14 protein-coding genes are annotated in these 13,829 nt (G+C 39.9%); 4 read left to right on the forward strand and 10 right to left on the reverse strand.

The annotated features are described in order from the left end of the window. Window positions 1–53 precede the first annotated feature (53 nt). From FRX45_RS10875 to FRX45_RS10900, 6 genes are all read right to left on the reverse strand, one after another. Window positions 54–2,078: a polysaccharide biosynthesis protein gene (locus FRX45_RS10875; protein WP_152268452.1), complete on the reverse strand. Its 2,025-nt coding sequence runs from the start codon at window positions 2,076–2,078 to the stop codon at window positions 54–56. Window positions 2,079–2,532: 454 nt separating this feature from the next. Continuing rightward, window positions 2,533–2,841, reverse strand: a complete 309-nt coding sequence (locus FRX45_RS10880; RefSeq protein ID WP_152268453.1) for a rhodanese-like domain-containing protein — start codon at window positions 2,839–2,841, stop codon at window positions 2,533–2,535. Window positions 2,842–2,868: 27 nt separating this feature from the next. Next, on the reverse strand, window positions 2,869–3,705 hold the full coding sequence (locus FRX45_RS10885; protein WP_152268454.1) for a PASTA domain-containing protein: 837 nt from the start codon (window positions 3,703–3,705) through the stop codon (window positions 2,869–2,871). A 67-nt stretch (window positions 3,706–3,772) separates the two neighbouring features. Further along, window positions 3,773–4,762, reverse strand: a complete 990-nt coding sequence (locus FRX45_RS10890; RefSeq protein ID WP_152268455.1) for a D-alanine--D-alanine ligase — start codon at window positions 4,760–4,762, stop codon at window positions 3,773–3,775. 94 nt (window positions 4,763–4,856) lie between these two features. Beyond that, complete coding sequence (locus FRX45_RS10895) at window positions 4,857–5,339, reverse strand: YybH family protein (RefSeq protein WP_152268456.1); 483 nt, start codon at window positions 5,337–5,339, stop codon at window positions 4,857–4,859. Window positions 5,340–5,492: 153 nt separating this feature from the next. Beyond that, window positions 5,493–5,840: a 4Fe-4S dicluster domain-containing protein gene (locus FRX45_RS10900; protein WP_152268457.1), complete on the reverse strand. Its 348-nt coding sequence runs from the start codon at window positions 5,838–5,840 to the stop codon at window positions 5,493–5,495. A gap of 76 nt (window positions 5,841–5,916) precedes the next feature. Between FRX45_RS10900 and FRX45_RS10905 the strand changes: the two genes are divergently transcribed. The 4 genes from FRX45_RS10905 to FRX45_RS10920 all read left to right on the forward strand — a co-directional run bounded on the left by FRX45_RS10905 (window position 5,917) and on the right by FRX45_RS10920 (window position 11,734). Next, complete coding sequence (locus FRX45_RS10905) at window positions 5,917–6,927, forward strand: acyl-CoA reductase (protein ID WP_226805241.1); 1,011 nt, start codon at window positions 5,917–5,919, stop codon at window positions 6,925–6,927. A 242-nt stretch (window positions 6,928–7,169) separates the two neighbouring features. Continuing rightward, window positions 7,170–8,675 carry a trypsin-like peptidase domain-containing protein gene (locus FRX45_RS10910; protein WP_152268458.1) on the forward strand — a complete coding sequence of 502 codons (1,506 nt, stop codon included), beginning with the start codon at window positions 7,170–7,172 and terminating at the stop codon, window positions 8,673–8,675. Between the two features lie 287 nt (window positions 8,676–8,962). After that, window positions 8,963–10,759: a HAMP domain-containing sensor histidine kinase gene (locus FRX45_RS10915; protein ID WP_152268459.1), complete on the forward strand. Its 1,797-nt coding sequence runs from the start codon at window positions 8,963–8,965 to the stop codon at window positions 10,757–10,759. A 237-nt stretch (window positions 10,760–10,996) separates the two neighbouring features. Further along, complete coding sequence (locus tag FRX45_RS10920) at window positions 10,997–11,734, forward strand: hypothetical protein (RefSeq protein ID WP_152268460.1); 738 nt, start codon at window positions 10,997–10,999, stop codon at window positions 11,732–11,734. Window positions 11,735–11,930: 196 nt separating this feature from the next. Here the strand turns inward: FRX45_RS10920 and FRX45_RS10925 are convergent, their stop codons facing one another. From FRX45_RS10925 to FRX45_RS10940, 4 genes are all read right to left on the reverse strand, one after another. Further along, a complete protein-coding gene (locus tag FRX45_RS10925; RefSeq protein ID WP_152268461.1) occupies window positions 11,931–12,164 on the reverse strand; it encodes a hypothetical protein in 234 nt (77 codons plus the stop codon). Between the two features lie 281 nt (window positions 12,165–12,445). Further along, a complete protein-coding gene (locus FRX45_RS10930) occupies window positions 12,446–12,667 on the reverse strand; it encodes a hypothetical protein (protein ID WP_152268462.1) in 222 nt (73 codons plus the stop codon). Window positions 12,668–12,702: 35 nt separating this feature from the next. Continuing rightward, window positions 12,703–13,296, reverse strand: coding sequence for a TlpA disulfide reductase family protein (locus tag FRX45_RS10935; protein ID WP_152268463.1), 594 nt, complete (start codon window positions 13,294–13,296; stop codon window positions 12,703–12,705). Window positions 13,297–13,382: 86 nt separating this feature from the next. Beyond that, window positions 13,383–13,610, reverse strand: coding sequence for a DUF2795 domain-containing protein (locus tag FRX45_RS10940; RefSeq protein WP_152268464.1), 228 nt, complete (start codon window positions 13,608–13,610; stop codon window positions 13,383–13,385). Window positions 13,611–13,829: the final 219 nt, after the last annotated feature.

Here is a 13,829-nt window from a genome sequence, read left to right on the forward strand (position 1 = left end):
AAAATGAAGGGATAAATCTTGGTGATTTATCCCTTTTGTATATGTTTTTTATATTATGACATTTTTATGGAATCCGTATATGCAGGAACAAACAGCACCTTCTTTTTTGTTTTAACTTCATCCAACTTAGAGAATTCAGAATTATTGCTGATAAATTCAGGAACAATTTGTTTCATTTTTCCAACCAGCTTGAGATGATCTCCCTGTTTGCATAGGTCGGTGAGGTTTTCAATATCGTTAAGCACCTCCTTATATGACCTGGAAACTACTTTTGCTATTTTAATTTTTTCATGATGAGTAGGTAAAGTCTTTTCCGCTTCATTCAACAACTCTTCATATAATTTTTCACCCGGCCGCAAGCCAGTATATACTATATTAATATCCTTATCAGGTATCAGTCCGGATAATTTAATCATGTTTGCTGCCAGGTCAGCGATTTTCACAGGCTCACCCATGTCAAAAACAAATATTTCCCCGCCATGTCCTACGGTAGCAGCTTCTAAAACCAGTTGTACAGCTTCCGGGATAGTCATAAAGTAACGGGTTATATCCGGGTGAGTAACTGTTATGGGGCCGCCATGCTGTATCTGAGTCCTGAAGCGGGGAATAACAGAGCCATTAGAACCTAGTACGTTTCCAAACCGGGTAGTAATAAATTTTGTTTTAACGTTGGCGGTAATCGTAATTGAATCATCATCATCATCCTGTATAAGACGGGAAAGGAATTCTGCTGCAGGCGGATTATTGGATGCATGATTTAGCGATTGAACATATGTTTCAGCAATGCGTTTGGAAGCACCCATGATATTTGTTGGATTCACTGCTTTGTCGGTAGATATCATAACAAATTTCTCTACTCCAAAACAAACTGATAAATCCGCCATATTTCTTGTACCCATTACATTGGTAAGTATCGCTTCCTCGGGATGCTTTTCCATCATAGGAACATGCTTATATGCCGCAGCGTGGAAAACAATATTAGGACGATATTCCTTGAAAGGAATGAGCATTCTTCTCAAATTCCTTATACTGGCAATAAAAGTTTTTATTTTGGCTGAAGGATATTTTTCTTCCAGCTCAAGCTGTATCTCATGAAGGGGTGATTCAGCCTGGTCGCATAATATAACCATTTCCGGGCGATATGACATGACCTGCCTCACAATTTCGGCTCCAATAGAACCGGCGGCACCTGTAATAAGCACCCTTTTCCCGAAAATCTCTTCAGAAACCAATTGGTTATTAATCTCAATAGGCTTACGGGGAAGCAAATCTTCAATCTTCAAATCCTGCATCTGGCCAAGGCTAAGTTTGCCGCTCACCCATTGTTCTGATGGCGGTACTGTTTGAACTTTGATGCCCAAATTAAGACAACGGTCAATAATTGCCCTGAACTCAGGTTTGCCCGACTGTCCGTTAGGAAGAATAAGCTTGTCTATTGTAAGCTTTTTGTGCAATTCGGCCAATTCACGCGTATGGTACACTTTCTTTTGCTCTATGGTACTATTGATCTTTTTGCCTCCCGATTGAATAAAACCGCTTACAACAAATTTATGATTTCCGGCTGCTTCAATTGCCTGTTTAATAAGAATAGCATGATTATCCGATCCGTATATTAATACTTTTTTTACATCGGTCATTGCATACCCTTTGGCTAAAATGTATACTTCTTTGATAGAAGTACGGAACATGATCAGTAAAGAAGAGCTAATGAAAAAATTCAATACCAGTAAAGTTGGCATATCAAGAGATGGAATATGGTATATGCGATTCGCTATTATTTCTGAAACAAACGGATAGATCAGGCTAACCATAAGGATTGCTGAAAATATCCTGAACATATCCTTTGTATTGGAATAACGGATAAGCCCTGTATAAATCCGCATAAAATAAAACACTGCAAGAGATAAAAAACTGAATAATCCTGCGTGGATAAAAAAGTGCCCACGCACCAAAACCGGAAAACGGAATTGTTTTAAAATAAAATAAGACAGTGCAAAAGATGCAGTTACAATAACTGTATCTACCATCAAAATGATCCAGCGTGGAACAATGAAGGGTTTGTCGTAAAAAATTTTCATACTTCAGTACAGTATTAGATTCGGATAACAAATAATTACCAGGTTTTAAAATACAATACTGGAATTAAGGATGTAAAGGAAAGGAATAAGGTTTAGTTTGCCCGTATTCATACAGCAGGCAACAAGCTTTTTTGGCAATACATTAACGATACTGGAAATGATTTCATCTAACTCAGAAGGAACATCCGAGAATAGGAAATTGGGGTTATCAGTAGAGAGCAAAAAGAAACAATTCGTTGCAAAGATGATAAAAAAAATTCACATTCAAGCACTTTCTGCTCATTTTATCTTTAATCAATTATATAAAAGGTATCTGATACACAACTTACTGCAAACATTTAATTATACAGCAAAACGAATATTTATTTTTCATAATGTATTTATACAACAATTATTATTATCATCTACCACTAATATCACACAGGTTAAAGCATTGTTACCTTCTTTCGGGCAATTAATTATGATATTTTTCCTGCCAGCCCAACATACCACCTGAAAGATTTTTGGTTTTGGTAAAACCTAATGTATCCAAAATCAGGCATGCCTGGCCGCTCCGGTTGCCGCTCCGGCAATAGCATATAACTTCTTTTTCCCTGAGAGGTTCAATTTCATCAATGCTCATACTTTGAATTTTGCCGAGTGGCAAAAGAATACCTCCAATGTTGAACTCCGCATTTTCACGCGGTTCACGTACGTCTATTAAATTAAGTTGTTCACCTGCGTCCAATCTGCTCTTTACTTCTTCTGCAGTTATAAGTTCCATTTTATTTGCTTTATGCTATTAATCTAACTAATATTCGTTCAATGCCGGTTCAGGGTTGGGTGCATCAACATTTGTACTATCAATTTTTCTAACCGGTTTGTTATTGGTAATCCAAACGTCTATCATTTGCCCTTTTCGAATGCGGTTCAGATTTCCGTTATCGTTATAACGCTCCGGCTGCTGCCTGAATACATAAGAAGAACCGGTATCCTGGATTGTGCCGTCCTGAATAACACTACCAGGTATAATTCCATTGGCTTCCAGTAAGGTAACAGCTTCTTCATAATTCATACCAAAAAGATCAGGTACAGGCATTTCTATACTTCCGATCCCGGCTCCTAAAACCAATGACACCACTGAACCCATTGTAATTTTTGCCCCCGGTTTTATCGTTTTATTATTCAACGACTGATCCAACACTGCATTTTTGGCTATATCCGGCGTATAGGTTGTGTCGCCTAATTTCAGGCCTCTTGCTTTTAATTCAAGTTCCGCATTTCTAAAGCTCATCCCCACCAGGTTAGGCATTTCAATTACAGGCGGAACCGCCCGGTTTATTGTTAAATAAACCACGCGATTTACTTTCACGGATGCATCTGGTTCGGGAAACTGCTTTACAACAGCAAGAGGTGCAAGCGTATCATAATATACGGAGTCCTGCACCCACACCTCAAACCCCTGCTTATTAAGCAAAGCAGTAGCTTCTTTGATATTTTTGTTGCCCACATCGGGAACTTTAAGATAAGAACCATGATGCGTGAAATATTGAAGTGATTGCAGAGACAAAAAAACGAGGAGAAAAATGGTTACAGCAGCAACCAATACATTGAACCATAATGGACGTTGAGTTATTATCTTAAACATATTTACTGATAAGTCTTTAAATCGGAAACCTAAGTTTTACTCCATATATACCTGTTAATCCTATTGTTCATTTCCTTCGCAACAAAGCCTCATCAATTAAAGCTGAATAAAACGCCTTCAATGTCCAATTTAAGGCTTTTACCTGTTGTGGAACTATACTGGCTTCGCTCTGACCGGGAACTGTATTGATTTCAAGTAAGTAAGGAAGCTCATTTTCCTCATTATAAATAAAATCCATTCTAACAATACCGCGGCAGTTGAACAATTCGTATACCTTCCTGGCATTTTGCGTTAACTTTTCCAAAATTCCTTCCGGAATTTGTGCCGGTGTAACTTCCGTAGACATTCCTGCGGTATATTTCGCCTCATAATCAAAAAAATCTTTCTTACTGATTACTTCTGTAACAGGCAGAATGATAATCTCCTCTTTGGTTTTAAATACCCCGATGGTAAACTCTCTTCCTTTTATAAATTCCTCCACCAATACCTGCTCATCTTCATTAAAAGCTTTTTCCAACGCCACAGGTAACGCTGCCGGGGTAAGCACCTTGCTCATGCCTATACTGGACCCTCCATTATTGGGCTTAACAAATACAGGGAGCTGTACCTGCGCCAGTATTTCTTCCGGCAATATGGCATTGTGCCTGAAAAGATGCACAGACTTGGCTACACGGATCCCTGAAAAAGCAGCTATGGCCACAGTGTACCGTTTATTAAACGTAAGGGCCGAAGTGGCGGCATCGCAGGAAGTATAGGGCAGGTTTAGCAAATCAAAATATCCCTGCAGCTTTCCATCCTCGCCCGGCGTGCCATGTATACCAATTAAAACAGCATCGAACTTTATGATGGTTCCGTTGATATTAATCGAAAAATCATTCTTATCTACCGGTAAATTATCATTACCGGTACTGTAAAACCAACCACCGGGGGTTATGTTTATCGTATAAACGTCATATTTATCCTTATCAATATTATTTTCAATAGTGATGGCACTTTTATAGGAAATAACCGCTTCACCTGAATAGCCGCCGGTAACAAAAGCAATATTGGGTTTCATGTATTATAGCCAGTTTGCATGCAAAGAAACGATTTTTGATATCAAATATGATAATTGAAAAGCTAAATTTCATCGTTTGCCACCCATTGTTTACTTACTTATCTTCTTTCATTTCTGCACCCACCCCTTCATTTCCCGCATCTAAAACAAATTTCCATCTCCCGTCTGCCTGCTTTTTCCAGATGGTTACATAGGTTCCCCGGCGCGCAGAATCTCCTGTTTGCATACTATAAACCCCATAGGTATAACCCATATCTGCAGATGTTGCAACATCGCCGCCCACGGGCTGCCAGGTAAGTATAACCGAAGAATCATTAAAGGAACTAATGAAATCTATAGCATCAGCACCTTTTACCGGCAAACTGTTTGGCTGTAATAACACGCCATCAGCCTCAATATATTCAAGAAAGGCTTTCTTCATTCCCACTTCTTTTGAACGATTGGAGAAATCAACATCCGTTTGCTGCATTTCATTTAATGCATTCATCCGTTCAGTATTCTCCCTGAACTGAAGATTGCAGGAAGCATTAATCAGAAATAATAAAGCAGGTGCAAAAGAAATCACAGTCCTTTTCATAATTCTATATTCAAAAAACAAGGGTGAAGAATCATTTTCATGTCTTCACCCTGAAACGGGAAATATCACCCGCCTGTAATATGATGCGAAGCATCATTAGTTAAGAATGTAAAACTGCTCTTTATTTGCCGCAGCGCACGCCCTTCCAAAAGGTTATACGTGCAACTTTTCTTTTTTAGCCATTAATTCCTCTACTGTTTCCTGATACATTTCATCAGGTACGCAACAATCTACCGGGCATACCGAAGCACACTGAGGCTCTTCATGAAACCCCTGGCATTCGGTACATTTATCAGGAACAATATAATAAATATCAACACTTACAGGAGGGTTGCGTTGATTTACTTCCATAACCGTTCCGTCCATCAGTGTAAAATCCCCCTTTATAGTAGTGCCATCAGCAATTGCCCACTCCACTCCACCTTCATAAATTGCATTGTTCGGACATTCAGGTTCACAGGCTCCACAATTAATACATTCATCTGTTATTTTAATCGCCATACTAATTTACAATTTTTCGGATAATTTTTAGCAATAGATTTGCACATCAAAGATAATCACACTGAATTTAAAATCCATGTTGAATTTACAACAACGAATCAATATATTAACCTATCTGCAAAAATATATAGCCGGTAACGATCCCGTTTGGCTGAATATAAAAACGCAGGCAGCCGAAAGCAATCCCTGGTTTATCGCTCCATTTATTGATAACGCCATTCAGAATATAGCTTTACAGCTTCTTGAACCATCGAAAATGAATACTTGGGCTGCTTCATACGATATACCCGAGCAAACCCCCGCTCCTGTTAATATAGGTATTACCATGGCGGGTAATATTCCCCTTGCAGGATTTCATGACTTTTTATGTGTTTTTATATCCGGCCATAAACAAACCATTAAGCTGTCTTCTAAAGATAATGTACTCCTGAGGCATATCGCCGAAAAGATGATATCCTGGGATCCAGCAATAAAGGATTACATTGTTTTTGCGGATATGCTTAAAGGATGTGAGGCCTATATTGCCACAGGATCCAATAATACTGCCCGGTATTTTGAATATTATTTCAGGAAATATCCTCATATCATCAGAAAGAACCGAACTTCCATAGCCATATTAAAAGGAGATGAAACCGGGGGGCAACTGGAAAAACTGGCGGACGATGTTTACCTGTATTTTGGATTGGGGTGCCGGAATGTTACTAAAATTTATGTGCCTGCCGGCTATGATTTTCTACCGCTGTTAGAATCATTTAAAAAATATGACAACCTGATCGAAAATCATAAATATAAACATAACTATGATTTTAACCTGGCAATGCAAATGATGAACCAGCAATTTTATATGACTAATGGTTCTGTCATCTTATCTGAAAATCCATCCGTTTTCTCGCCGATAAGCCAGCTACACTATGCGTTTTATAACGAGCCGGAAGATATATACAGCACCCTTAACCCGGAAGAAATTCAATGCATTATTGGAACAGGTAAAATTCCTTTGGGTACTGCCCAATCGCCCGGCTTAACCGATTACGCGGATGGAATTGATACTATGAAATTTTTAAACCGGCTCACAAAAAGCAATTGATTTTACAGAGCACTGTTTTTCACAACCATCTAACATTCCTTAACATTTTCATTACGTATTCCTTCGTAACTTCACAACACTTCTTTGAAATACGAAATTGTTCCTAATCATTTGTTAAGCCTGTTACGATGAAATGTCATATTCACGGCCGATTTATTTATTTTGTATCAGTAAAGGCATAGCGTTTGATTGAACAATTGAAGTCTATTTTAATTTAGCTAAAAAATAAAATTCACATACAAATGAAAATTAAACAGATAGTATTCACAGTGTTGATAAGCGCCGCTACCGCATTAGGTGTAATGTATGCTTACAACTCATTTGTTACAAAACCCGTGGCTATTCAGGATGGTGTAAAAATTCCGGCTAATTATGCAGGGTTATTTAATGGAGACAATATTCCTGGTCCTGTAGACTTTGAACAGCCCTCAAAAGTAGCTGTACCCGCTGTAGTGCATATCACCACAGTGATTGGAAAATCAGAGGCCAGCAATAACCTGCCCCGCAAGAGTAACCCTTTTCAGGGACTTGTGCCTGATGACTTTTTTGACGATTTTTTTGGTAACGGGCCCAATATGAGGAGCATGCCGCAAAGAGCTTCGGGGTCAGGAGTTATTGTAAGCCAGGATGGTTACATTATTACCAATAACCACGTAATTGATGGCGCCTCTGAAATTAAAGTAAGCCTCAACAATAATAGCAGCTATACAGCAAAAGTAGTAGGCGCCGATGCCAGCAGCGATCTTGCAGTATTAAAAATTGATGCAAAAAATCTTCCCTTTTTATTGTATGGTAACTCCGATAATGTGCAAATAGGACAATGGGTGCTGGCCATTGGCTATCCCTTAAACCTGGAAACTACGGTAACTGCAGGTATAATCAGTGCTAAAGGAAGAACACTGGGTTTAAATGCACGCCGGAGCAAAACGCCTATAGAATATTTTATACAAACGGATGCGGCGGTTAACCAGGGAAACAGTGGCGGTGCGCTGGTTAATACAAATGGTGAATTGGTTGGTATTAACTCTGCTATTGCATCCCCCACCGGATCATATGCCGGCTATTCCTATGCCATTCCGGTAAATATTGTAAAGAAAATAGTAAACGATCTGATCCAGTTCGGTACCGTTCAAAGAGCATATCTGGGCATAAGCTATTTGCCCGATGGGGCTCCGGATTCTGAAAAAGAAAAAGTGGGCTATAAAACCGGGCAAGGTGTGTATGTAAGAGAAGTTGCAGAAGACGGTGCTGCCGCAGCTTCAGGCATCAAGGCCGGTGATTATATCTCCAAGCTTAATGATGTTCCCATTACGTCAGGCAATGAACTGGTAGAAAAAGTTGCGAGACTGAAACCCGGCGACAAGGTTAAAATTACTTATCTAAGAAACGGAAAAGAATCCACTGTAAATCTTACGCTAAAAAACAAAACAGGTACATATGATATTGTAAGAACTTCTGTGCTGGATGATTTTGGAGTGGATTTTGTGCCTCTTGATAAGAAAAAAGCAAATGAATACGGGCAAACTGGTGGCGTAATAGTGAAGAAGATAAACCCCAACGGCTTAATAGAAGCACAAACAAGGATGCGTGACGGCTTTATTATTCTTCGTGTAAATGATAACCCTGTAACATCTGTGGATGAATTATCCGCTGAAGTTGAAAAGGCAGGAAACAGCATTAAACTTGATGGGTTTTACCCCGGGTTTGAAGGGTTGTATACTTATAATATCAGTAAAGAACCCCAGTAAGAATTATAGTAATTCAAATTTATGCATATAAAAAATGTCCCGGAAAACCGGGACATTTTTTATAATAAAACACATTGATGATAAGCGCTCCTTCCCTTTTACACAATGCCCTCAATTATTATAACACGCTCTACTCCCCCGGCTGTTTTAAATTAACGCTATTATAACCGCATGATTCTTTACCGGGGGTTCCCGGTTACTAATGGTAACCCATTAGGTGAATGACCCTGGCGTAATAATGTTGTTATGAAACCAATGGAAAGCCCGGGAAAAAATATATATTCGTAATGATGAAAGGAGAATTTCTGAACCCCAAAAAAATAAGCCTCTCTTTGCAGGGATTGTCCCTCCGGCAACGCATTCCTTTACTGATATGCCTTCTTTTATGCAGTGTAGTAGCGATTTTTAGTCTCATGTCCTATATAAGTGTCAGAAGTCTTGAAATGAACGCAGGTAAACAACGACTTATTAACCTTGCTTCCCAGGCAAGCGGCATGATAGAGGAATCCCTGCGCGATATAGTAATGGATACAGAAGAAGCCATTACAGAACATACTGTCCTTGCTTATTTAAAAAGCGGCACCGCAGAATCAAAAAGTGCAACACTCCATTTATTACAGCAGATAGGTGGTGACGGGTCTTCGGTTTATGCAGAGTTGATGGACAACAATTTTAATATTTTATTGTCGGCAGGCAGAGCTCCGGATCGCAGGCCCCGTAGCTTAAAACCATTACCAGATACTTCGTTAAAAAATTTTACAAATAAAGCAGGCAATATTTACCAGGTTAATGATTCTATTTATTTTCCTGTTATCATTCCGGTTATGGAGAATAAAAAGGCAATTGGATATATTGTCAGGTATCGGCAGGTGAAAATAACTTCCAAATTAATAGAACAATTTTCAAAACTCGCGGGAAGAGGAGCAGCCCTGTATGTGGGTAACAGGGATGGCAGCCTTTGGACAGATCTGGTACATCCTGTATCGTACCAGCTTCCGGTAGGCCACTTTAATAAGGACAAAACCTATGAATATGTTCAGAAAAACAATAATAAATTAATCGGCGCAGTGCGGTATATACCAGATGCACCCTGGGTAGTAGTGCTGGAGTTTCCGCACCAGGCATTTCTGCAGGCTTCAACTCAATTTTTTAACTGGCTGATTGTTGTAGGTCTTATTCTTATCGGAGGGGGCATCATAGCAGCGTGGCTGATGAGCCGCAACCTCACCCGTCCGCTCAATACATTGACTGCTGCTGCTGCAGCCATTGCCGGCGGGCACTATGCTTCAACTGTAGATGTTAGCGGTAGCGGCGAAGTGGGCAAACTAGGGAGGTCTTTCAATGCCATGTCCGCAAAACTAAAGGCTGCCCAGGATGTAATGAAACAGCAAATACTTGAGGCAAAGCAGATGAATGAACAGTTGCGTAACCTTTCTGCCCATATGGAAAATGTGAGAGAGGAAGAAAGGCTGCATATTGCCAGGGAAATGCACGATGAGCTGGGTCAATTGTTAACAGGATTTAAAATGGAGGTATATCTTTTAAAAAGAAAATTGGCAGGTGATGAAGACCCGGCCATAGCAGAAAAAATTCATTCTCTCGAAAATGCCGCGGGTGAAGCAATACAGTTTGTGAGAAGACTTTCATCAGAGTTGCGGCTTGGCCCCCTGGAAGACCTGGGACTGATTGCAGCACTGGAGTGGTATTGCGGTGAATTCACAAAACGCTTTAATATTCCTGTTGCTTTTAGTAGCTCGGTTGCAAACCTCCAAATATCCGGCCTCATTAAAACCGGGCTGTTTCGTATTTACCAGGAGTCGCTTACTAACGTTGCCCGCCATGCCGCGGCCACCAGCGTTGAAGTTAGTTTTGACATCATCAATGATAAGCTGTCACTTACCATACGGGATAATGGCAAGGGGTTTAATGCCAGCTCGTCTGAAAAGAGGAAAACCCTTGGTTTGCTGGGAATGAACGAAAGGGCTATAATGATCGGAGGATCACTGAAAATCAGGTCTGCCAAAGGACAAGGTACTGTTGTGGAAATAACTGCCCCGCTCATAAATGATGCGGTAACCGCATGATCTGTATAATTGTCATGTTCTGCCAGTTGTTTTTTGCAATTCTCCCTGTAACAACGTACATGTGCAACCGAAGATGCAATTGACGCGGCTAAAACCGCTTAATGAATCACAGGATTTGAATAGCAAAGGCTTACAATGCATTTATATCCGGGCCGCATTTTCTGTTCAATTGTTTATTTTACCCTAAATACATATTTCAGGCACTGGGTTTGCATTAGACCTAATAAATTAATGGTTATGAAAATTATTATCACCGCTCTCCTGTTTGCTATTGTCATGCCATCCTTTGCGCAGCGGGAGAATGAGCACAATAAACACGACATGGAAAAAATGGAGCAGTTTCTGCCTTCGGTTACGCGTAGTATAGGTGGGAGCTTTCAACAATTTGACGGGCTGAATGCACGTGTGGCAAATTTGCCCCAGTATGAACATTTAAAGGACTATACGGCTACCCTTGGATTGGGCTGGATGAAAGAAAAGGATCGGTTTATTTCCGACATGGGCATTACCATTGGCAGCAGCCTTAGTCGCCACAGAGATGAAAAAAGCAGCACCATCCGCTATATTGGCTTCAACGCCAATGCCGGCTATGATGTATTAAAAGATGAAAGAATAACACTATGTCCGCTGGTGGGTATTGGGTTTCAGGCATACCAGGCCATTTTTTATAAGGACAACTCAGCAGTAGATTTTGATGATGTACTCCAATCGCCTGCTGTAGAGAACAGTATTCATCCGGTGAAATTTAATAACGGGTTCTGGGTATATCGTGCCGGGCTGGGTTTGTCATTTAAGTCTCCCAAACATCCGTCAAGTTCAATAGGTTTGCAGGCCGGGTATACAGGCAGTTTTCAGAAAAGAGCATGGAGGAGCAGGGAAAATCAGTCTTTGCGCAATGCCCCCAAAGACAGGATTTCGCAGTTCTACGTTAGTCTTATTTTAACCAGTAAGCCCTGGATGATGATGAAAAAGTAACATATCGAATTGTTTTGGATTCGCCCCGATCCGGTATGGATGCCTGCGCTTAGCTGAGGTTACATTATCATCTCTGATTTTGAAATTTGATAGCGCTCCGCATCTGTTTGCCCGCATAAGATTATACAGCGGGTAATCAATAAAAATAAAAAGGGGCTGCTTTAAAATTCTGCTTTTAAGGCAACCCCCGCTTCTTTCATATCTCTGCCGAATCAAATATCGCCTCTTGTTGTTGGTGATGCCAACACACGTTGCCCGTTGCACGAACACCAACAACGGCGGAAAATAATTCTTCAAAAGGGGCATCATAATTAAACTTAAAATCGGCGGGTAACTTTTCAGGCTTAAAAATAAATTTATCTTGTACAAAATAAAGAACAATAGTTAATACGATAATTCCACCAATAATATATAAAAGCGCAGCAGGCAATGCAACAGGTAGTTTTGTTGCATGAAATTACGGAAACCAATAACAGCTTTCAGCCGTTAATCAGCGAATGTATACTATTCCTGATTTCGGATTTGTTGATTTCTGATTTTTAGTTTACCGTGTATTCCTTCGGATTTCGGATTTGAAATTTCGGATTTGAAATTTCTTTGGTTCTTGTTTTTTGTGATTTGGTTCTTCTGCTGCTACCGCTCCCGCCTGGTGTTGTCACCAGCGGGATAACCAATTCTGCTTTGCTTTAAGGCAATCCCCCTTCTTTCTTTTCATATCATTACCGAATCAAATATCGCCTCTTGTTGCCCGCCCGGATGACCCAGTCGGACGGGTTGGTGACGCCGACACACATTACCCATCCCACGAACACCAACAACGGCGGCAAACGTTGTTTTGTTGTTGGTAATCTCTGTAGTTTTTGATACGGAAAAATTAATGCCAGGGAATTTTAACCATTGAATGCAGGCTGCGAAACGGATTTCATCCAACATGCCTTTTATTTTGGCGATAAGGCGGAAACAAGTAGTTACAGCAGGTCTTTCAGTTGTTGTATAAAACCAGGTGTGTTATAGCCAGCAATGCCTTCCTGCTTTAATACCAGTTTTCCCTCTTTATCCAAAACAACGGTAGTTGGCAATGTGCCACTAAAAATTTGAGAAGGTACAATACCTGTGGAGACGGTTAAAGGAATATCAAATTCTTTTTTTTGCAAATAGCTTCTTGCTTTAGACAAGTCATCATCTTCACTGATGAATAAAAAAACAAACCTTTTATCGTCTTTAAACTTATTGTATAGCGCATGAAGTGAAGGCATTTCTGCCCGGCACGGCGGGCACCAACTGGCCCAAAAGTTAATGAAAACAACCTTGTCTTTTAAATCCGCTGTTGATATTTGTTTTCCATTGGTATCGCTGAAAGAAAACGACAGATCGTTTTGTGGTGGATTTTTGCTGTGGGCGTCCTTTTTAATTTCTGCATTAAATAAACCTATAGAAACCAGTTGTCGCAGTACCCAGGATTTTGCATCGGTATTGAAAACAAAAAAAAGCAGTAGCACAATAAATAAAACATTCCCTGCTTTTTTCAGCATCATTTTCGAAGGCATCTTTTCAGCACTCATGCTAATCATTTAAACCAACAAATAAAACATTACTTGTTGGTAATTTTTGTTCCCCTGAGATTGCTTTATTGACAGAGGTATTAAAATCAATATTCTTCCTGGTTAAATAAAAAATCTTCCTGCGTGGGGTAGTCCGGCCAAATTTCTTCCATTGATTCATATACATAAGAATCATCTTCGCTTTCCAGTGTCTGGATATTCTCTATCACTTCCACGGGAGAGCCGGAACGGATCGTATAATCTATTAATTCATCCTTTGTTGCCGGCCAGGGCGCATCGTCTAAGTGCCTTGCCAATTCTAATGTCCAGTACATATAATTTATTTGAGATCGCGAAGATAAAACAATGATAACGATTTATTCTTTCTGTTCTGCGTTTATCCTTTTTAACAATATAGCTGACACTTTTGTTGTCAGCAAAGGGATCAGATAGAATTTTTACTACCTGGTTTCTGTATTTGCGTGCAGCCTCAATAATTGAAATCAGAAATGATACCAGTCCGATACCGGTAATCCTACAGTTAAGATTTATGC

It is taken from the genome of Agriterribacter humi (assembly GCF_009192765.1).
Taxonomy (GTDB): domain Bacteria; phylum Bacteroidota; class Bacteroidia; order Chitinophagales; family Chitinophagaceae; genus Agriterribacter; species Agriterribacter humi.

Coding starts and splice junctions, on each gene's coding strand:
- FRX45_RS10875 (WP_152268452.1), bottom strand. CDS start 2,078: ATGAAAATTTTTTACGACAAACCCTTCATTGTTCCACGCTGGATCATT.
- FRX45_RS10880 (WP_152268453.1), bottom strand. CDS start 2,841: ATGGAACTTATAACTGCAGAAGAAGTAAAGAGCAGATTGGACGCAGGT.
- FRX45_RS10885 (WP_152268454.1), bottom strand. CDS start 3,705: ATGTTTAAGATAATAACTCAACGTCCATTATGGTTCAATGTATTGGTT.
- FRX45_RS10890 (WP_152268455.1), bottom strand. CDS start 4,762: ATGAAACCCAATATTGCTTTTGTTACCGGCGGCTATTCAGGTGAAGCG.
- FRX45_RS10895 (WP_152268456.1), bottom strand. CDS start 5,339: ATGAAAAGGACTGTGATTTCTTTTGCACCTGCTTTATTATTTCTGATT.
- FRX45_RS10900 (WP_152268457.1), bottom strand. CDS start 5,840: ATGGCGATTAAAATAACAGATGAATGTATTAATTGTGGAGCCTGTGAA.
- FRX45_RS10905 (WP_226805241.1), top strand. CDS start 5,917: ATGTTGAATTTACAACAACGAATCAATATATTAACCTATCTGCAAAAA.
- FRX45_RS10910 (WP_152268458.1), top strand. CDS start 7,170: ATGAAAATTAAACAGATAGTATTCACAGTGTTGATAAGCGCCGCTACC.
- FRX45_RS10915 (WP_152268459.1), top strand. CDS start 8,963: ATGATGAAAGGAGAATTTCTGAACCCCAAAAAAATAAGCCTCTCTTTG.
- FRX45_RS10920 (WP_152268460.1), top strand. CDS start 10,997: ATGAAAATTATTATCACCGCTCTCCTGTTTGCTATTGTCATGCCATCC.
- FRX45_RS10930 (WP_152268462.1), bottom strand. CDS start 12,667: ATGTTGGATGAAATCCGTTTCGCAGCCTGCATTCAATGGTTAAAATTC.
- FRX45_RS10935 (WP_152268463.1), bottom strand. CDS start 13,296: ATGAGTGCTGAAAAGATGCCTTCGAAAATGATGCTGAAAAAAGCAGGG.
- FRX45_RS10940 (WP_152268464.1), bottom strand. CDS start 13,610: ATGTACTGGACATTAGAATTGGCAAGGCACTTAGACGATGCGCCCTGG.